Below are 20689 nucleotides of genomic sequence, written 5' to 3'. Positions count from 1 at the left end.
AGAAACGAGAGGTAGGATGCTATGGAGAAGGTAAAAGCAATACTATTTGATAAAGATGGGACATTAATGGATTTTCATTCAATTTGGATAAAAGTAGCTGAAGAACTTGTAGCTGAATGTATAAGTTTATATCATTTACCAAGTACAATAGGGCAGACCTTATTAGAAGAGATTGGTGTAGAGGGAGCATTTGTTAATCCGAGGAGTGCAATAGCTGCTGGAACAAGCCTTGATGTAGCGAAGGGGCTTTGTAATTATATTGAGTCTGCTAGAGAAGAAGAGATGCATCATTGGGTAAGTGAGAAGTTATTTTCCCTTATGTATGAGCATCGTTCGCATATGAAAATGACAGCAGATTTACCGAAAGTGTTACAGGCATTAAAAGATAAAGGATTTATATTAGGGGTTGTCACGGCGGATGATTTCGCACCAACAGAATTATTTTTAAAACAATATAAGTTGGAGAACTTTTTTGATTATATTATAGCCTCGGATACATTCCTTGCGCAAAAACCAGATAAAAAGATTATAGAAGTGTTTTGTGAGAAATTTAATTTAGAATCATGTGAGGTTGCGGTTGTTGGAGATACGCCAACTGATTTACATTTAGCTAAAAATGGTGGTGATTGCTATGCAATTGGGGTGCTATCTGGTACGGGAGACCGTCCAACATTAGAACCACTTGCTGATTTAGTGTTAGATTCTGTTGGAGAGTTTATTTCTCAATCGGGTGAGTTTTTCTGGGAGAAAGAAAAGTCTAATGTGTAAGGAAAATAAGTCTATAAAGACTCTTAATGAGTCTTTATAGACTTATTTTTTATGCCTGGATACAAAGAATATAGGATAAATGCTAGAAAGGAAAGTTGGCATACATTTTGCAATAAGAAGAGAAAACAATGTAAAGAAAAGGATGGGGTACGCAATGAACACAAAAAAATTTGCTAAAGTAAATGAACAAATTCCAGGACCGAAAGCGGCATCTTTATTGGAACGCCGTCAAAATATAGTACCAAAAGGAGTAAGTAACGGCATCCCAACGTTTGTACAATCTGCAAATGGTGCTCTTGTAACGGATGTTGATGGCAATCAGTACATTGATTTTGCAGGAGCAATCGGGACAATTAACGTAGGACATTGTCATCCAACGGTTAAAGAAGCGCTCCATAAACAAGTCGATCAATACATTCATACTGGATTTAATGTCATGATGTATGAGCCATATATTGAATTAGCGGAAAAGCTTGCGGCATTGGCACCAGGAAGTTTCGATAAGCAAGTCCTATTTTTAAATAGTGGTGCAGAAGCAGTTGAGAACGCGGTGAAAATCGCTCGTAAATATACGAAGAGACCTGGTATTATCGCATTTTCTAAAGGTTTCCACGGGCGTACATTAATGACAATGACGATGACAAGTAAAGTGAAGCCATATAAATTTGGGTTTGGTCCCTTTGCTCCAGAAGTATATAAAGCGCCATTTCCATACGAATACCGTCGCCCAGAGGGATTAACGGAAGAGCAGTATGATGATTTTATTATTGAAGAGTTTAAGAACTTCTTCATATCGGAAGTAGCACCAGAAACAATTGCAGCTGTTGTAATGGAACCTGTTCAAGGGGAAGGTGGATTTATCGTCCCAAGTAAGAAATTTGTTCAAGAAGTACGCCGCATTTGTTCAGAGAACGGCATCTTATTTGTAGCGGATGAAATACAAACAGGCTTTAGTCGTACAGGAAAATATTTTGCAATTGATCACTATGATGTCGTTCCAGATTTAATTACAGTGTCTAAATCATTAGGGGCTGGTGTACCGATAAGTGGTGTCATTGGACGTAAAGAAATTATGAATGAATCTGCACCAGGTGAACTTGGTGGAACGTATGCAGGAAGTCCATTAGGATGTGCGGCTGCATTAGCTGTTCTCGATGTAATAGAAAATGAGAAACTAAATGATAGAGCGATAGAATTAGGAAAAGTCGTAATGAACCGATTCGAAGAGATGAAAAATAAATATCATTGCATCGGTGATGTGCGTGGGTTAGGCGCAATGTGTGCATTTGAGGTCGTTCAAGATCGTAAGACGAAAGCACCTGACAAAACGTTAACGGCTAATCTATGTGCAGAAGCAAATAAGCGTGGGTTACTTTTATTATCAGCAGGAACGTATGGAAATGTTATACGTGTGTTAATGCCTTTAATTATTACAGATGAGCAACTTGAAGAAGGATTAACAATAATTGAAGAATCGTTGCAAGCTTGTTATGAGCAAACAAACATCGCTCGCGTTTAAAAACTGAAGTATAAATAGCAAACATTCTAGCTGACTCTATATTAAATGCAGAAAATTCACTTTATAATAAAGGTAGTGAAGTGGATCGATGGATTTGAAGTTAGGGGTGGCTAGGATGGTTGCAGAAAAGGAACGAGTGTTAATGGATTTAAAAGATGTATTTGAATATGCGTTTGACGAAATTTTTGTTACAGATGAGCAAGGGATCGTTGTGCGTGTAAATAGTACATGTGAAAGGCACTACCAACTAGCTGCCGAAGAGTTAGTGGGTAAGCATGTAAAAGAACTACAAAAGGATGGAATCTTTTATCCATCAGCGACATTAGAAGTGATTGAAAAAAAGAGGCCAATTGAACTCGTTCAAACTACAAAATCAGGAGAGTATTTACACGTTCGTACAAGGCCTGTTTTTGATGATGAGGGAAATTTAAGAAGAGTGATTAGTTATTCTCGCGACCTTACTGAACTCTATCAATTACGTCAAAAGGTAGAGGAAATGGATAATCAGCTAAAAACATATAAAAAAGAATTAAGAGAAACATATGAGCATGAAGGACTTATTTTTAAAAGTCTAGCTATGCAAAAAATAGTCGATACAATCAAAAAAGTATCTGTAGTGGATAGTACTGTTCTCGTTTTAGGCGAGACTGGAGTAGGAAAAAGTCGATTAGTACGCCATTTACATGAGGTGAGTCATCGGAAGAATGAAAGTTTCTATGAAATTAATTGTGCGGCATTGCCAACTAATTTAATTGAATCGGAGCTTTTTGGATATTCAGGTGGATCTTTTACAGGTGCAAATCGTGAAGGGAAAAAGGGACTATTAGAATCCGCGCATAAAGGAACTCTTTTTTTAGATGAAATCGGTGAAATGCCGATTGAAATCCAAGCGAAGCTTTTGCAAGTATTGCAAGAAAAAACATTTCGTCCTATAGGCGGAAGAGAATTAAAAAAAGTGGATGTTCGAATTGTCGCGGCAACAAATAGAGATTTAAGCGAGATGGTGAAACAAGGAACATTTCGGAAAGATTTATACTATCGTCTGAATGTCATTCCAATTGCAATTCCCCCGCTTAGGGAAAGAACAGAAGATATTTTACCGCTTATTTATCATTACTTGCAGCACTTTAATAAAAAGTACGGACGTGATGTGAAACTAGCACCGGGTACATTACAAATGTTTGTTGGATATCCGTGGGAAGGAAACAATAGAGAAATAGAGAATGTAATTGAGAGAATTGTTATTACTGTCGATGATGTTGTAACGGTAGAGGATTTGCCACTCTCTATGCAAGAGGCTGCAGTTGAACAATCGGGGCAAAGCCTTTATAAAATGCTGGAAGAGGTAGAGAGAAATATTATTCTTAAAGCGTATAAAACGTATGGATCAAGTTATAAAGTGGCTGAGTTTTTGCAAATTAGTCAATCTGCTGCTACTAGGAAAATTAAGAAGTTCATAGAGGGGGAAGAAAACATTGGATAAAAAGGCGACTTTCGTAAGTATAGATAAAAAGGCGATGTATATAAATGGTGAGTGGATTACACTACAAGAACAAATTGAAGTAAATAATCCTGCGACGAAGGAAATATTTGCAACTGTACCAAAAGGCGGAGTAACAGAGGCAAAGCAAGCTGTTGATGCTGCACATGAAGCTTTTAAAACGTGGTCTAAGTTAACGGCAGCGGATCGTGCAGCGAAGTTAAAAAAGTGGTTCACACTTATTGATGAAAATAAGGAAGAGATCGCAGCGATTATGACGAAGGAACAAGGAAAGCCGTTTGCAGAAGCGCTTGGTGAAGTAAATTATGCAAATAGCTTTGTTGAATGGTATGCAGAAGAGGGGAAACGTGTATATGGTGAAATGATTCCTGCTTCTCATCCGAATAAGCGCATTTTAGTTATGAAGCAACCAGTTGGCGTTATGGCAGCTATTACACCATGGAACTTTCCAGCTGCTATGATTACGAGAAAGGTAGCCCCAGCGCTTGCAGCAGGCTGTACAGCAGTTGTAAAACCTGCAAGTCAAACACCACTAACTGCATTAAAATTAGCTGAATTAGCACATGAAGCGGATATTCCAAAGGGTGTAATTAATATCGTAACAGGTAGTGCAAAAGCAATTGCTGATACGTGGATGGAAGATGGTCGTGTGCGAAAAGTGTCCTTTACAGGGTCAACGGAAATCGGAAAAGAGTTAATGGCTAGTGCGGCGCAAACGATGAAAAAAGTTTCACTTGAGTTAGGTGGTCACGCTCCGTTTATCGTAATGAATGATGCAGATTTAGATAAAGCAGTAGAAGCGGTGATTGGTTCGAAATTCCGTAACGCAGGACAAACGTGTATATGTACAAACCGAGTATTCGTTCAAGAAGAAGTATACGAAGTATTTGTAGAGAAGTTCCAAAAGGCAGTAGGGCAGTTGAAAGTAGGAGACGGTTTCGGTGACGGAACGACTGTCGGACCACTTATTGATGAGAATGCAGTTTCAAAAGTACAAGAACATATTGAAGATGCTATTCAAAAAGGTGGAACAGTTTTATATGGTGGTCAAAAGGTCGCAGAGTTAGAGGGACATTTCATTCAACCGACTGTAATTGGGTTGGCAAATGATACGATGCTTTGTATGAACGAAGAAACATTTGGGCCAGTGGCACCAGTTGCGAAATTTAAAAAAGTTGATGAAGTAATCGAACGTGCAAATAATACACCATACGGTTTAGCTGCGTATATTTTCACGAAAGACATTAGCCAAGCATTCCAAATTAGTGAAGCGCTAGAGTACGGTATTATTGGTCTAAATGACGGTCTTCCATCAGTTGCACAAGCACCATTCGGTGGCTTTAAAGAAAGTGGTATCGGCCGTGAAGGAGGCCATTTCGGCATCGAGGAATATTTAGAAATTAAATATATTTCATTAGGACTATAAGTAGTATACTAGAATCTCTATAAGGTAACAGAGAAGGAGATTCTAGTATGGTATATTGGCTATTATTACTTGTTACAATTATTTTTGAAGTGGCTGGAACAATTGCGATGAAACTATCAAATGGTTTAACAAAGCTCGTTCCAAGTGTATTGATTTTCGTATTTTATGGAATTTGTTTCAGCGTGTTCGCCATCGTTGTGAAGAAGATTCATTTAAGTATTGCTTATGCTATTTGGTCTGGCGTTGGAACATTACTTATTACAATCATTAGTGTGTATTTTTTTAAAGAGCACATTAGCTTATTCCAAGCATTTTGTATTCTTTTTATTGTTTTGGGTGTCATTGGTCTTAAGGTTTCATCGGCATCCTGAAAGCTATCTTTTGTAGAAGATAGCTTTTTTCTATTTGTGCAGTTAGCAATTAATACGACAAAATATGACAAGAAAGAGTAAAGCGTTTTGTTATGATACATATGAAATATTGTCTTATGTGGAGGAAAGAGTATGTTAAAAAAGGTGAGTCAAATTGTTTTAATTTTTGGCATAGCTTTTAGTTTAAGTGCTTGCACTGAGACTAAAGATAGTAATGAAAGTAAACAAGAAGATGTTCAAGATAAAGTGTATAAAATAGGGGAGACAGTAGACGTAGATGGTTTGCAAGTAACTATCGATTCAGTTAAATTAGGATATCCGGATTATGATGAGGATAAAAAGAAAGAAGAGATTTTGGGGGTTATTTTCAAAGTGGAAAATAATAGTAAAAAGGAAATACCTTTTGCATTTTATGAATTTGAGATTATCGATAAGAAAGGTACAAGATTTAAAGAATATAATAACCCTGATAGCTTTATTAGTAAAAAGTTAGCACCAGATGAAAAAATTCAAGATATCATGCTATTTGACGTAGCGAAAGAAAATACGTATATCGCTACGTATAGACCGGAGTTTACGCGTGAAAATAGAACGATAAAATTTGAATTGAAACCAAATAAATAAAAAACACATTGGATTATCCAATGTGTTTCTTTATGGTAATAGATTTAAAACGCCCAGTTACCTTTACGGAAGATAGGCTCATGTCTGCCATCAGCTGTAATACCATCGATATCAAGCTCAGCGGATCCAATCATGAAGTCGTTGTGTGTAATACTAGCGTTTGCGCCGTTTTCAGCAAGTTCTTCTTTAGACATTGTTTTTCCGCCAACTAAGTTAAATGCATAAGCATTTCCGATTGCAAGGTGGCAAGATGCATTTTCGTCAAATAGTGTATTGTAGAATAAAACATTTGTGTTTGAAATTGGTGAGTCATGAGGTACTAAAGCTACTTCTCCTAAGAAGTGAGAACCTTCATCTGTTTCTACTAAATGTTTTAAAGCTTCTTCACCAGCTTCAGCTTTATAGTCTACGATACGTCCGTTTTCAAATGTTAACGTGAAATTATCGATAATATTACCTGCAAATACTAACGGTTTTGTACTAGAAACTTGGCCGTTTACACCTGTTTTAAGTGGCATTGTAAATACTTCTTCAGTTGGAATATTAGCCATAAATGGTACGTTTTTTTCATTTAAGCTACCAGCACCAGCCCATACATGTTTTTCTGGAAGTTCGATTGTTAAATCTGTTCCAGGACCTGTATAGTGAAGAGCTTTATAATGCTTTTCGTTTAAGTAATCCACTTTTGTATGTAATGTTTCATCATGTTCTTTCCATGCTTCTACAGGATTTTCTAAATCAGCACGAGTAGCTTTGAAAATAGCATCCCATAACTTTGCTTCTTGTTCTTCTGGCGCTATGTCAGGGAATACTTTCGCAGCCCATTCTTTCGTAGGAACAGAAATTACACACCAGCTTACTTTATCGGCTTGTACGTAATCACGGTATACTTTCATCGCTTCTCCAGCTACTTTATGAGCTGTTGCGATACGTGTTGCTTCTACACCTTTTAATAAATCAGGGTTTTCTGCATAGATAGACATAAATGCAGCGCCTTCTTTTGCTAATTCCTCACGAGCATGTGCTTTCCAAGAAGGGAATTCAGAGAAAGCTTCTTCAGGAGCTAGATCGAACTTTAAGCGTGTTAAAGTCTCATCATTCCAATCCACATATACGTGTTTTGCACCAGATTTATATGCTTTCTCTGTAACGAGGCGTACAAATTGTACAGCTTCAAGAGGTGCACTAATTGATAAAGTTTGTCCAGGTTGAATATTAACGCCAACATTAACTGCAAGAGCAGCATATTTCTCTAACGTTTGTTCAAATGACATATGTATAATCTCCTTTAATTTGAAAAATTTCTTACTATATATAATACAAGAAAATTCTAAAAATATATATAAATATAGCGCAAAAAGAGAGCTCAAAATGTATTGAGCTCTTACATTTACTTAATTGAAGAAGCAAATTGCTCTACAGTCGTTGTATGGTGTATACGAACGCGCTTCATCTTTAACAATTCATCAGGTTCACCCTTCGTAATGAATTGCCCAGGCTTTGTCGTCGTCGCAAATTGATAATACTTCTTCGTTTCTGCAACAACCTTATCATCTACATGGCCGAATGGATATGCGATTGCGATAACAGGCTTACCTGTTATTTTTTCTAGCTTTTCTTTTGAACCTTTTAACTCTTCCTCATAGTTTGTAATTTTCGGCAAGTCTGCATGTGTTGCAGTATGAGATTGCACCGAGAAAATGCCGGAATCAACCATTTCTTTTATTTCAGAAGTAGACAATGCTCCTTCTACATCAACGTTATCAACAATCATATATTCTGTTGCTGCCGGTTTGAAAGTATCATCTTTTAGCTTTTGTAAAACGCGAAATGCATTCATATTATTTTTCATACCGTCATCAAATGTAACGAAAATCGGCTTATTTACTTTATTTATATCACTCCAGCGTTCAAACGTTAACAGCGTATAACCATTGTCCTTTAAATGTTTCATTTGTGCTTCAAAGTTAGCTGGTGATACGAATAAGTCTTTAATACCTTGACCATGATAATCATCAATTGCGTGATACATAAGAACAGGAACCTTTTGTTCGAAAGTAATAGTAGATTTCGTAAGCGAGATTGTTTTCCCATCTTCTTTCATTCCTGTTGCTTCAATTTGGAACTCACCGCGTTTTCCTTCAAATTCCTTTATATCAAAAGGAAGTGTAAATTGTTTCTCTTTTTCTTTAGAAGAAAAAGATTTAGCACTTTCCTTTCCATCAGCTGTGCGCCAAATTTTATATTGTACTTCATTTAAAGAATCTTTTATGTCTGTAATATGAATAGTAGTGTCTGTAGATTCGTATGTGATGGGAGTATAAGAAATTTTACCTTGTTCTTGTACAGTCTCTTTTTGTTTAGCTACTTCTTGAACCTTTTTCTCTTTTTTAGGTTCTTGGCTTACATTGCTAGTATTGCAGCCTGCTAGAATGGCAGACGTACATAAAGCAATTGTTGCGTATTTTCTCATAAAAATCACCTTCTATTGTGTAGTATGTTGCATATTGACATTAAAATCCCCACCGCTATAAGAGTGGTGGGGATATACCCTTGTTCATCATATCATTTGAAGAAAATGAGGGGAATATGATTTTTAGGAGGCTATTAAGGTAATAGATTAGTGACTTTGAATAGATGTATTTTTTTGTTTCTTATTAGAATTAATAATAATATAACCGACTACAAAGATAAGAGGAATAATAAAGACATAGATAGGCATTCCCCATACATAATAGCTTTTTAGGGTTAAGACTAGTAAATGTAAGAAATCGAAAATTGCGTGGGCTTTCATAATATCCTCCAATGGCTTTTTGAAAATTATAACATTTTAAACTTGTTATTTGTATAATTTGGAAAGTGATTTAAGCTAATTTTAAAGTAAGAAGAAGACTTATTAATATGCAATTTTGCATACGGGTATGGATTCTATTAAAATATAAAGATTTTATACTATAATAAAAACCGCTATAAAACTAAGTAAGGATAATGTATGGAGTGGAGAATAGAAATGAAATATAAAAAAATAATATATATCTTTTTCATATCGCTATTTATAGTTGGTTGTCAAAGTGAAGTGAGTAAAGCGAATAGTGTGGAAGAGTATATTCCATCGCATCTTATGAATGCGGAAGTGACGGCGGATATTATGACACTAGAGATGGATCGTGATACACGTAAAAAAGTAGAGGTTATTACTAAAAAGATGAGTGATCATGTAAAGAATGATAAAGAGTGGTACATAAACTATATATCAGGGCATATAGATAAACAGGTGAAACCGTATCATCCTAACTTTGGTATTACAGAAGAAGAATATAACTTTTTTAGAAACGCCGTTGAGAATAGTAGTTTATCTAATACAAGTGATGGAAAACTTCAATTTAAGCAAAAAAGTAACCATGAAATTGAAATTGTTTCAAGTAGAAACCTAGAACTATTCCAGCATCTAGTAATTGATACAGAGAAGAATATAATAAAAACTTCTTTTGGAGAATGTCAGTATGTTGGAGAAATAAAGCCATCTTCAGAAAAAAGAATATTAGGTCGAGTAAATGGCAAACAATGGATGTTACAAAAAGAAAATTTAATCTATTTATTCTCTTTAGGAAAGCTTGAAGGAGAAGATAAATCTGTTATGGTTATTTCAGTAAAAGGCATACACGAAGGAAAACTTATTAGTAACGAGGAAGTAGTCGAATTCCGTTCGATTTCATAAAGAATCAAAAAAATCACCTTACTCGTTAAAGTAAGGTGATTTTTTATTAAATAAACAATCCAGCGATTGTTGCAGATAAAATAGAAGCAAGTGTTGATGCAAATAGCATTTTCCAACCAAATTTAGAAACAACGCTTCCTTGTTTTTCAGAAAGGGCACGGATTGTACCAACGATTGCACCAATTTGGCTAATACTTGCGAAGCTAATTAAGAATACTGTAACGATTCCAACTGTACGTGGAGCTAATGTTGTAGCTGTGTCTTTTAAATCAAGGATTGCTACAAACTCGTTTAAAACAATCTTCGTACCCATAATACCACCAGCTGGGATAATATCTTGAGTTGGAATACCCATTAAGAATGCGAATGGAGAAAGTACGTAACCGAAGATTTGTTGTAAAGTAACAGCATGTCCCATTGCGCCTGAAGCTGCACTAATTACGTAGTTTACAACTTCCATCACACCGATAAAGGCGATCATTAATGCGGCAACGATACCAGCTACTTTTAAACCATCAAGCGCACCGTTAATCATTGCGCCGATAAAGCTGTCTCCGAATAGAGTTCTATCAAATTTTTGAATCACTTCATCTTCTTTTTTCGTATCAACTGGTGTTAATAACGAACAAACGATTAAGCTTGAGAATAAGTTTAGCGGAAGAGCTGCTAGTACGTATTTTGCATCTAACATCATTACGTATGATGCTGTAACAGAAGCAGAAACGGAGCTCATCGCAGAACAACAAATGATAAACATACGATTTTTATTGAAATGCTGTAAATCGTTTTTAATGACGATTAACGCTTCACTTGAACCGAAGAATACAGAGTTTACTGCGTGGAATGACTCAACGCGCGGCAAACCAGTAATTTTTGAAATTGCACCGCCGACAACACGAACGATGAATGGTAAAACACCTAAATAACTAAAGATTGAAAGTAGTGCTGAGAAAAATACGATAATTAATAATACGTTTAAGAAAAAGACAAAATCTCTGTGAATTCCATTAAAGAGAAAATCGACACCTGTCGTACCAAGTTTAATTAGTTTGTTGAAAACTTTACTAATGAAAATAATGATTTGTTGACCAATCTTTGTAGCAAACATAAACCAACCGATTAAAATTTGGAAACCAATCATAATTGCAATTGCACGGAAGTTGATTTTACTTTTGTTGTTTGACAAAGCAAAACATAAACCTAACACGGCAAGAATACCGATAATGCTCATTACATATTGCATGTAGTTGCCCCTTTCAGAAGTTCGTATAAAGTTTGTACATAAAACGTTCGTTATATTACTAAAAATAAAAGAACGAGGTTTTATGTCATACGTAAGATGTCTGACCTTTTAGAAAAATAAAAATAAAAAAAGACCCATATGGATTCACTTTCATCTATGAGAGAAAGCTAATCAATATGAGTCCTTTTTTACGCATAGGCTAATATTCATTAGTTTTCCCCATAGTCCAGCAATTTAAGGTTGCCGGGTAGAAACTCTCGATCCATATTATCAAGTATATATGAGGTAACATCGTCCGTATTAAATTAGTAGTAGCGTAACATTAACAGAGAAGTATCGTCAATAGCTTTTTTTCTTCCAATAGAAAAAGACCATATAAGTATGATAAAATGTAACGCAGTGTTATGAAAAAGAGAGGTCGGAAAATGAGTACTAAAATGACGCCACCAGTTGAGAAAAACGAGTTTATAGATGTAGTATTTGAAGATTTAACACATGATGGTGCCGGTGTTGCGAAAGTAAAGGGCTATCCTATTTTCGTTAAAAACGGATTACCAGGTGAAGAAGCGCAAATTAAAATTATTAAAGTGAAGAAAAACTTTGCATTTGGTCGTTTAATGAAGCTTCATACAGAAAGTCCATATCGTAAAGATGCTGAATGCCCAGTATATAATCAGTGCGGCGGTTGTCAGCTTCAGCACTTAACTTATGAAGGACAATTACAAGCGAAAGAAAAACAAGTACGTGACGTTATGCAGCGTATCGGAGGACTAGGTGATGTTCCTGTTCATCCTGTACTTGGCATGAAGAACCCGTGGGTATACCGCAATAAAGCACAAGTACCAATCGGAGAACGTGAAGGTGGGCTTGTAGCTGGTTTTTATCGCCAAGGAACGCATGACATCATTAATATGGAATCATGCTTAATTCAGGCAGAAGAAAACGATACATTAATTCAAGAAGTAAAACGTATTTGTGAAAAGCACGGTATCACTGCGTATAACGAAGAGCGTAACAAAGGAACACTTCGTCACGTAATGGCTCGTTACGGACAAGTAACAGGGGAAATTATGCTTGTCTTCATTACGCGTACAGCGGAATTGCCAAACAAAAAAGCAATTATTGAAGAAATTGCAGCGAAATTCCCAGAAGTAAAATCAATCGTTCAAAACGTAAATACGAAGCGTACAAACGTAATTTTCGGAGATAAAACGACAGTACTGTACGGATCAGAATATATTTATGACTTTATCGGTGACATTAAATTTGCGATTTCAGCACGTTCATTCTATCAAGTAAACCCAGAACAAACGAAAGTGCTATACGATAAAACGTTAGAATACGCAAAATTAAATGGTAACGAAACAGTAATCGATGCCTATTGCGGAATCGGATCAATCTCGTTATTCCTAGCGCAAAAAGCGAAAAAAGTGTACGGCGTTGAAATCGTCCCAGAAGCAATCGAAGACGCAAACCGAAACGCAGCACTAAACAACATGACAAACGCTGAATTTGGCGTAGGAGAAGCAGAAGTAGTCATTCCAAAATGGTACAAAGAAGGCGTAATCGCCGACACAATGGTCGTAGATCCACCGCGTAAAGGCTGTGACGAAGCATTACTAAACACAATCATCGACATGAAGCCAAACCGCGTCGTATACGTATCGTGTAACCCAGCAACATTAGCACGTGACTTAAAAGTACTAGAAGAAGGCGGATATAAAACACAGGAAGTACAGCCTGTTGATATGTTCCCGCATACGACTCATGTGGAGTGTGTGGCTTGGCTTAAGTTAGTATAATAGGAAAGCAGTTGATATAGGAAAATCTATACCATCTGCTTTTTGGTTTACAAAAATACCATTCATAAGCGATTTTAGTTAAAATAAATATTGCTGATTTTCACAAATTATAAATTGAGATTTTGAAATTGTATTCATAGTGAGAGGATTTGAATTTGAAATGATAGATAATTTTTGGCGTGAATTACCACGACCATTTTTCGTACTTGCACCAATGGAAGATGTGACAGACGTTGTTTTCCGTCACGTAGTAAGTGAGGCTGGTCGTCCAGATGTATTCTTTACAGAGTTCACAAACTCAGATAGCTATTGTCATCCAGAAGGTATGAAAAGTGTACGTGGTCGTTTAATTTTTACAGAAGATGAACAGCCAATGGTGGCACATATTTGGGGAGATAATCCTGAATATTTCCGTCAAATGAGTATTGGTATGGCAGAGTTAGGATTTAAAGGCATTGATATTAATATGGGCTGCCCTGTACCGAATGTAGCATCAAGAGGAAAAGGTAGTGGTCTTATTCTACGTCCAGACGTTGCAGCAGAACTTATCCAAGCAGCAAAAGCGGGCGGACTACCTGTCAGCGTAAAAACAAGACTTGGCTTTAAAGAGTTAAGCGAGTGGGAAGATTGGTTAACGCACATTTTCAAACAAGATATTGCGAACCTTTCTATTCATTTACGCACAAGAGAAGAAATGAGCCAAGTAGATGCGCATTGGGAACTAATTCCGGAAATTAAAAAATTACGTGACCGTATCGCACCAAATACGTTAATAACAATCAATGGAGACATCCTTGATCGTAAAATGGGACTGGAACTTGCTGAAAAATACGGCATTGATGGCGTAATGATCGGACGAGGCATCTTCAAAAATCCATTTGCTTTTGAAAAAGAGCCAAGAGAGCATAGCAGTAAAGAACATCTAGATCTTTTAAGACTACAACTTGATCTTCAAGATCAATATGCAGAAGTACTGCCACGCTCAATCACAGGACTTCACCGCTTCTTCAAAATTTATGTGAAGGGCTTCCCAGGAGCTGCGGAATTGAGAAATCAATTGATGAGTACGAAATCGACCAATGAGGTGCGTGCTTTGTTGGATAAGTTTGAGGATAGTGTTGGTGTTGCTCAGGATAGTGAGACGGTTTAACTTTTAAGCAGTTAAATCATTTCATATGTAGTGTATGACATGAGTGAGTTGAAAATAAGCGTAGAGCTGGAAAAGAACAGTGTATTTGAGAAATCAAAGCACTGTTTTTTTCTTTTAGTTAATGTTAAGAGAGAAATCTTTTTAAAGGCATATAAAAAACACGTAAGAGCTCTGTAGATACAATGATAGAGAAAAGTTCGGGTAAGACTATAAAACATATCTTTAAAATGTTAAAGTATTAATTTAGCGGACAATAACTAAAAGGTTAGATTTAAACATGATAATTTAAAGCACGTTATAGGATAAACTTTAACTGCTGAATAAATAATCAACATTTCAGGAGGAAACCCAATGGCAATGAGCAACAACGATATATTAAAAAGAGTACGATACGCTTTAGATATAAGAGATATAGATATGGTGGAAATCTTTAAACTCGGCGGGATGGAAGTAACGAAAGAAGACGTAGTTGATATGCTTACAAAAATAAAGAGAGCTCCTCAGCATGAAGCCGAAGATGCGGATGTAATCGAAGATGAGTACGTAAAAACATGCGATATGATGATGTTAGAGGCATTTTTCAATGGATTTATTACTTTAAAAAGAGGAAAGCAAGATCCGAAACCAGGGCAGCCTGCACCTGTACAGAGTAAGGAGAGTGCCAATAACCTTCTTCTAAAGAAAATGAAAATCGCACTATCTTTAACGAGTGAGGATGTACTTGATATATTAGATAGCGTAGGCGTTACGGTAACAAAAGGAGAGTTAGGCGCTCTATTAAGAAAAAAAGGTCATAAAAATTACAAAGAGTGCGGCGATAGATACGCAAGGAATTTCATTAAGGGATTAGGTGTAAAGTATAGAGGATAATGAGTTCGTTAAAGCAGTAAATGATATAATAGGTAGAGTAGGACGTTTGTATCCTACTCTTTTTTATTTGTAAAATAATACGCTAGGTGATGAAATGGTACATACATATTTAGGTGAGACAATTAATTTTCATATAACTTATAAGAAGAAAAAGTCCGTGCGTCTTTTTGTAGATTCGTATGAAAATGTGGAAGTGCAGGCTCCGAAAGGGACACCTGTTGAATACTTAGTCCAGTTGCTAGAGGAGAAGTGGGATTGGATTCAGACAACTCGTAAGGAAATGGCGGAGCGAGCGCATGGACCACAGGAAAAGGATTATGATCAAGGAGAGGGCTTTTTGTATTTAGGGAATACGTATCCGATACAGATTTCCCAAGATGCAAGAATTGAGCAAGACAACGCAGTATTTGAAGGGGATAAGTTACATATTTATGTGAAAGAGCTTAAGGATGAGAAAATACAACAAGCTTTAAAACGATTTTACTATAAGCATTGTAAATCTTTAGTAGAGAAGAGTATTAAAGCGCATCAAAGTAATTTCAAAACAAAACCACGTTCTATTCGTATTACAGATAGTAGTCGTACTTGGGGTACTTGCGATTCGAATTTACAACTAACATTCAATTGGAAGCTAGCAATGGCACCACAGCGAGTAATTGACTATGTAGTCGTTCATGAAATGTGTCATATGGTTCATTTAAATCATGATCGCTCTTTTTGGCGTCTTGTCGGGAAGATAATGCCTGATTATAAGGAAATGGAGAACTGGTTAGCTTTATCTAGTTGGAAGATGACGGTTTAGGAAGGGATATCAATTTTTGTCGGTAAATCGATATTTCTTGTCGAATCGTTGATATATTGTAAGTTTTGATAGATATATTTTAAAAATCGTTGATATATTGTAAGTTTTGATAGATATATTTTAAAAATCGTTGATATATTGTAAGTTTTGATAGATATATTCGAAAAATCGTTGATATAATTTCATTTACTACAGGATTGTTCAACAAATCGAAAAGAGGAGATGCCACAAGGGACATCTCCTCTTTTCGAGTATATAGATTATCGTCCAAACTTCACAACAAATTCTTCATCAACTTTCTCCATCTCATACCCACGATACCCCTCCGAAAGCAAAGCCTGCTGTCCACTAGCATCACTCATTAGAATACTTTGAACATCCGTCCAATCTCTTTCATTATCTCCGCGCAATTTCTTCACAAAAACATACCGCAGACTATCACCATATTTTTCCTTCAACACAGCAATCTCCATCCCTTGCGCAAATTTATCCTTCAAACTCGGGATGTTAAAAGGAGCAACGGTGCAGCATACATAATCATATTTGCTATCTTCTTTTTGCAATTCGTCCATGATGACGTTTGCTAATATTTTTTGCATACCATTTCCTCGGCAGTTCGGATGAACGTTTGAGATTTCTTGATAGATGACGCGGTGTAGTTCACTTTCTGGCAAACCAATATCAAGCCCTAAATGTTCATCATCGATAGGCGGGACGAGTAGAGCGCGAAATGCGATGAGTTCGTTTTCGATAAAAGAACCGATCATCATGCCGTTTCCTTTTAGAATGTATTGAAATTCTTCTTGTGAGAGTGGTTGTAAACGACTTTTATCTTCTAGTGCTTCAACTACAATGTTTTGTAGTGATAAAATTTGTTCGATGTGCTCTAGTGATAGTAATGTAACGTGAAATGATTCGTTATTTTGTTTTAATGTTCCTTCGTATAGAACCGTCATATGATAGTCCTCCTTTAGCGTACAACGTCTTGAAAGACGGTTAGTTCTTGTAGTGTATCTTCGTTTATTTCAATGCCGAGTCCCGGCTTTTCGTTTAAGCGAATGAATGGTACATCGTAATGTAAGTTTCCAATGTCTTTCGTGAATTTTAATGGTCCTGTTAGCTCTACGCTCGTAATGATTTTCTTTGAGAAAGCGACATGGAATCCTGCGGAAGAGGCAACAGAGGATTCGACCATTGATCCCACTTGGCATTCAATGCCGGCCATTTCAGCTTGATGAGCGAGCTTTACAGCTGGATATATGCCGCCGCATTTCATTAGTTTTATATTCACTTTATCGGCAGCTTCTAATTTAATAATTTGGCGCATTTCACGAGAACTTTTTAGTCCTTCATCAATCATAAGCGGGAGATCTGTTTTAGAACGAATATGAGCCATGGCATCAATATCGTCCGCGATAACAGGTTGTTCAATCCAGTCAATGTTTAAATGTCCTAATGAACGCAGTGCTGTTAATGTGTTCGCGCTATTTTTCCAGCCTTGGTTTACATCAATGCGAATAGCGATGTCATTTCCTACACGTTCTCGTACAGCTTCAATACGTTTCACATCTTCTTTTACATTCGTACCAACTTTCATTTTGAAAGATTGGTAACCTTTTTGAATCATAGAAGCAGCTTCTTCAGCCATATCTTCAGGATCGGCAATACTTAAAACGTGAGTGACAGGGAATTCTTCATGATAGCGCCCACCAATTAATTGATATACAGGTTGATTTAGTTTTTTGCCCATTATATCAAAACAAGCAATATCAATTGCGGCTTTCGCTGTTGGAACACCGTAAATTGTATTGTCCATCATGTCGTGTATTTTTTCGATATTCATTGGATTTTTCCCGATTAGAGCAGGGGTTAGCGTATGTTTTAAAGTATGGAAAGTACTTTCCCATGATTCACCTGTGACGTGATCATCAGCAACGCCTTCACCGTAACCGATAATACCTTCATCTGTTTCCATTTTGACGATAATAGAGGGCATATCAGAATAAGAGCCATAACTAATAACAAACGGACTGCGAAGCGGTAAACGAATTGCGTAAAGATGAATAGCTGTAATTTTCATTGAATAGAAACTCCTTCCTGTTTTACAATAGTTTTATACATTTGATATAGTTGACGTTAAATAGTCGTTAATTAATGATAAGGAGTTAGAGAAAATGATGATAAAAATTGCAGTTGTCGGTTCAAAGGAGTTTATGGATAACCTTTTTCCTATTGCTCAAAAATTAGAAGGAATAGAAATTGATTCCTATATTTACCTTCATCCGGCAGAATCTTCTGAACTATTAAAGTGTCTAAAGCCTTGTGATGTCATCTTTTTCTCAGGTGCTTTACCTTATTATATGGCAAAAGAAGTAAGAGAACAATTACGAATTCCAAGTACATACTTACAGCAAGACGAGACAACTGTCGCATCTTCCATTCTTTCTATCATGTATCATCAAAGTATTCAACCACATAACATTTCCATCGATTTAGTAGACCGCTCGTTTATTACAAATGTGTTCCATGATATCGGTATAAAAGAAAGTCCGCAAGTGTTGGATTATGAAAATATGCTGTGGAGTAAAGATGAAATAAATAGAGTTATCGATTTTCATGTAGCTAAATATCAATCTGGAGAAGCTCATTTAGCTTTAACTAGTATTCACGCTGTTTACGACGAGCTTCAAAAAATGGGTGTTCCTTCAGAGCGTATGATTGATCCAACACAATCCATTATACATGGGCTAAAAGATGCAAAAATAAAAGCTGAGTTAGCAAAAAGCTATTCAGCTACTGTTGGTACTTGTATTATTTCGTCCTTAGAATTACGAACGAGTTTGCTTGAAAAACTAGATGTCATTTCAAAAGAACTACGTGGTTCATTTAAACAAGTGGATGAAATGACATGCATTTTGTATACAACTCGTGGTGATATCGAATCAATTATTAAAACAAATGCGATAGATAACTTGTTTGCGAGTATAGAAGGAACGATAGCTATTGGATTTGGTTATGGAAAAACCGTGAAAGAAGCGGAGCAAAATGCAAAAATTGCTCAAAGTTTTGCAAAGAATAATCCAATAGATCGTTGTTTTTATATACTAACAAGTGATAAAGATTTGTTTGGTCCATTCCCGAAAGAACAGAGAGTACAAAGTTTGAAAAATGATAATCCGGAACTAATGAAAATAGCGAAGGAAACGAAGCTTAGTCCGGCCAACTTGTCAAAAATTATTCAATTTAGTCAATCGCATCCGTCATTGAAATTTACAGCAGCTGACCTTTCTGAGTACTTACAAGTGACTCGAAGATCGACAGAAAGGTTGTTAAAGAAATTAGTTGATTACGGGTATGCTCATATTTGCGGCGAGGAAATGCCCTATCAACAAGGGCGACCTCGCGCACTATATGAACTGAATTTACCGCTATTTTTAAGCTTCTAGTTGAGCTTTTTGTTTCTTTAGCAGTTCTGCTTTTTCAATGTCTGATAGTTTTACAATTGTGAAACCTGTTATACCATAAATGATTGAGATAATAGGTACGATGAAATTCAAAATAGCATAAGGAGCATATTCAAATGCACCTACGCCAAGTGTAGCGAGAATAAATACACCGCACGTATTCCAAGGAACGAAGACAGAAGTTAATGTTCCGCCATCTTCTAATGCTCTGGATAAGTTTTTTGAATGTAGTCCTTTTTCTGTGTATGCATTTGCGTACATTCTTGAAGGGACAACAATTGAAATATATTGTTCAGAGCAAGTAAGGTTTGTTGCAAAACAAGATGCGATAGTAGAAGCGATAAGCCCTTTTGCTGATTTCGCTAACTTTAAAATTTGATTTACAATTGAGCGAAGAATACCTGTATGTTCTAATACTCCTCCGAAAGTCATAGCGACAATTGTCATAGAGACTGTATTCATCATCGAATCTAAGCCACCGCGGTTAAATAGTTCGTCTACTAGCTTGTTTCCAGTGTCTATAACAAATCCAGCTTGGAGTGCACCGACAGATGCTGAGACAGAACCACCTTGAATAAAGACTTGTGATAAGAATCCTAAAATAATACCGACGAGAATGGCTGGTATGGCAGGAACCTTTTTAGCGACCAATACCATAACGGCTACGGGTATAATGAGTAGGAAAGGTGAGATAACAAAGTTTTGTTGCAATACTTGTAACGTTTGATCGATGCTCTTCGCATCAATATTGTTAGCGCCGAAGCTTCTTCCTAAGACCGCGTATACGATAAGAGTAATAATTAAACCGGGAACTGTAGTAAATAACATATGACGAATGTGTGCGAATAAATCTGTATTTGTTAATCCTGCGGCTAAGTTAGTTGTATCTGAAAGCGGTGACATTTTATCGCCAAAATAAGAGCCTGAAATAATGGCACCAGCAACCATTGGAGCTGGAATTCCCATACTTAGGCCAATTCCCATTCCAGCAACACCAATTGTACCCATTGTAGACCAAGAGCTACCAATCGCTAATGCAACGATAGAACAAATGACAGTAATGGAAACTAAAAATAGTGATGGAGTTAAAAGTTTTAAACCGTAATAAATCATCGTTGCGACAATTCCACCGCCAATCCAAGCACCAATTGTTAAGCCAACAAGAATAATAATGACGATAGCGGGTAATGCAAGACGAATCCCTTTATACATTGCTTCTTCAAGATCATTCCATTTGTAACCGTAACGCCAAGCGACAATAGAAGCAACGGTTGTACCGATAATAAGTGGAACGTGAGGGCTTTGTTTTAATACAACAATTGTAACCATCATAACTGCAACGGTAATGATAATAGGGATAATCGCTATTCCAAAAGGTATTTCTTTTTTCATAAAGTTCCTCCTTGTTACGTATGTTTGTTTGTATTTTTA

18 protein-coding genes and 1 riboswitch are annotated in these 20689 nt (G+C 36.5%); of the genes, 12 read left to right on the top strand and 6 right to left on the bottom strand.

Features of this window, described 5'->3' with window-relative positions:
• The first annotated feature begins 21 nt into the window (after positions 1-21).
• The 6 genes from N2V92_RS05690 to N2V92_RS05665 all read left to right on the top strand — a co-directional run bounded on the left by N2V92_RS05690 (position 22) and on the right by N2V92_RS05665 (position 6209).
• Positions 22-768 carry an HAD family hydrolase gene (locus N2V92_RS05690; RefSeq protein WP_000416657.1) on the top strand — a complete coding sequence of 249 codons (747 nt, stop codon included), beginning with the start codon at positions 22-24 and terminating at the stop codon, positions 766-768.
• Between the two features lie 154 nt (positions 769-922).
• The gene (gene gabT / locus N2V92_RS05685; RefSeq protein WP_016078571.1) at positions 923-2287 is read left to right on the top strand and encodes a 4-aminobutyrate--2-oxoglutarate transaminase; all 1365 of its coding nucleotides are present in this window, start codon (positions 923-925) and stop codon (positions 2285-2287) included.
• A 115-nt stretch (positions 2288-2402) separates the two neighbouring features.
• Positions 2403-3770 (top strand): sigma-54 interaction domain-containing protein, encoded by a 1368-nt coding sequence (locus tag N2V92_RS05680; RefSeq protein WP_000225139.1) that lies wholly within the window; start codon positions 2403-2405, stop codon positions 3768-3770.
• Positions 3763-5214, top strand: a complete 1452-nt coding sequence (gene gabD / locus N2V92_RS05675) for an NADP-dependent succinate-semialdehyde dehydrogenase (protein ID WP_000358123.1) — start codon at positions 3763-3765, stop codon at positions 5212-5214. Before N2V92_RS05680 ends, gabD begins: the two co-directional genes overlap by 8 nt.
• 47 nt (positions 5215-5261) lie before the next feature.
• Entirely contained in the window at positions 5262-5585 is a 324-nt protein-coding gene (locus tag N2V92_RS05670; RefSeq protein WP_000263262.1) for a DMT family transporter, read from the top strand.
• A gap of 132 nt (positions 5586-5717) precedes the next feature.
• Positions 5718-6209 (top strand): DUF4352 domain-containing protein, encoded by a 492-nt coding sequence (locus N2V92_RS05665; RefSeq protein WP_000915107.1) that lies wholly within the window; start codon positions 5718-5720, stop codon positions 6207-6209.
• A 44-nt stretch (positions 6210-6253) separates the two neighbouring features.
• Here the strand turns inward: N2V92_RS05665 and N2V92_RS05660 are convergent, their stop codons facing one another.
• Together N2V92_RS05660 and N2V92_RS05655 are read right to left on the bottom strand one after the other, a co-directional pair.
• Entirely contained in the window at positions 6254-7483 is a 1230-nt protein-coding gene (locus N2V92_RS05660; RefSeq protein WP_016078573.1) for an aminopeptidase, read from the bottom strand.
• A 116-nt stretch (positions 7484-7599) separates the two neighbouring features.
• Complete coding sequence (locus N2V92_RS05655) at positions 7600-8682, bottom strand: polysaccharide deacetylase family protein (protein ID WP_016078574.1); 1083 nt, start codon at positions 8680-8682, stop codon at positions 7600-7602.
• Positions 8683-9219: 537 nt separating this feature from the next.
• Here N2V92_RS05655 and N2V92_RS05650 point away from each other — a divergent pair.
• The gene (locus tag N2V92_RS05650; RefSeq protein WP_000875600.1) at positions 9220-9927 is read left to right on the top strand and encodes a hypothetical protein; all 708 of its coding nucleotides are present in this window, start codon (positions 9220-9222) and stop codon (positions 9925-9927) included.
• Between the two features lie 46 nt (positions 9928-9973).
• Here N2V92_RS05650 and N2V92_RS05645 read toward each other — a convergent pair whose 3' ends face one another.
• Positions 9974-11170: a NupC/NupG family nucleoside CNT transporter gene (locus N2V92_RS05645; protein WP_001200491.1), complete on the bottom strand. Its 1197-nt coding sequence runs from the start codon at positions 11168-11170 to the stop codon at positions 9974-9976.
• 202 nt (positions 11171-11372) lie between these two features.
• A riboswitch (purine riboswitch) is annotated at positions 11373-11474 on the bottom strand.
• 121 nt (positions 11475-11595) lie between these two features.
• On the opposite strand from N2V92_RS05645, the gene rlmD reads away from it, so the two are divergent.
• The 4 genes from rlmD to N2V92_RS05625 all read left to right on the top strand — a co-directional run bounded on the left by rlmD (position 11596) and on the right by N2V92_RS05625 (position 15794).
• Positions 11596-12972 (top strand): 23S rRNA (uracil(1939)-C(5))-methyltransferase RlmD, encoded by a 1377-nt coding sequence (gene rlmD, locus N2V92_RS05640; RefSeq protein WP_000105032.1) that lies wholly within the window; start codon positions 11596-11598, stop codon positions 12970-12972.
• A 160-nt stretch (positions 12973-13132) separates the two neighbouring features.
• Positions 13133-14122 carry a tRNA dihydrouridine synthase gene (locus N2V92_RS05635; RefSeq protein ID WP_000566714.1) on the top strand — a complete coding sequence of 330 codons (990 nt, stop codon included), beginning with the start codon at positions 13133-13135 and terminating at the stop codon, positions 14120-14122.
• Positions 14123-14473: 351 nt separating this feature from the next.
• Positions 14474-14992, top strand: coding sequence for a YehS family protein (locus tag N2V92_RS05630; protein ID WP_001251723.1), 519 nt, complete (start codon positions 14474-14476; stop codon positions 14990-14992).
• Between the two features lie 94 nt (positions 14993-15086).
• The gene (locus tag N2V92_RS05625; RefSeq protein WP_016078575.1) at positions 15087-15794 is read left to right on the top strand and encodes a M48 family metallopeptidase; all 708 of its coding nucleotides are present in this window, start codon (positions 15087-15089) and stop codon (positions 15792-15794) included.
• Between the two features lie 260 nt (positions 15795-16054).
• Here the strand turns inward: N2V92_RS05625 and N2V92_RS05620 are convergent, their stop codons facing one another.
• Complete coding sequence (locus tag N2V92_RS05620; RefSeq protein ID WP_000217559.1) at positions 16055-16750, bottom strand: hypothetical protein; 696 nt, start codon at positions 16748-16750, stop codon at positions 16055-16057.
• Between the two features lie 14 nt (positions 16751-16764).
• Complete coding sequence (locus N2V92_RS05615) at positions 16765-17874, bottom strand: mandelate racemase/muconate lactonizing enzyme family protein (protein ID WP_000704500.1); 1110 nt, start codon at positions 17872-17874, stop codon at positions 16765-16767.
• A 94-nt stretch (positions 17875-17968) separates the two neighbouring features.
• On the opposite strand from N2V92_RS05615, the gene N2V92_RS05610 reads away from it, so the two are divergent.
• Positions 17969-19240, top strand: coding sequence for a hypothetical protein (locus N2V92_RS05610; protein ID WP_042597025.1), 1272 nt, complete (start codon positions 17969-17971; stop codon positions 19238-19240).
• Here the strand turns inward: N2V92_RS05610 and nhaC are convergent.
• Positions 19229-20650: a Na+/H+ antiporter NhaC gene (gene nhaC / locus N2V92_RS05605; protein ID WP_000711513.1), complete on the bottom strand. Its 1422-nt coding sequence runs from the start codon at positions 20648-20650 to the stop codon at positions 19229-19231. The two genes, N2V92_RS05610 and nhaC, sit on opposite strands and share 12 nt — an antisense overlap.
• Positions 20651-20689 lie beyond the last annotated feature (39 nt).

The organism is Bacillus sp. CH_48 (assembly GCF_038008465.1).
GTDB lineage: Bacteria > Bacillota > Bacilli > Bacillales > Bacillaceae_G > Bacillus_A > Bacillus_A thuringiensis_S.
Note: the sequence above shows the minus strand (reverse complement) of the source record. Positions and strands in the feature narration are given on the sequence as shown.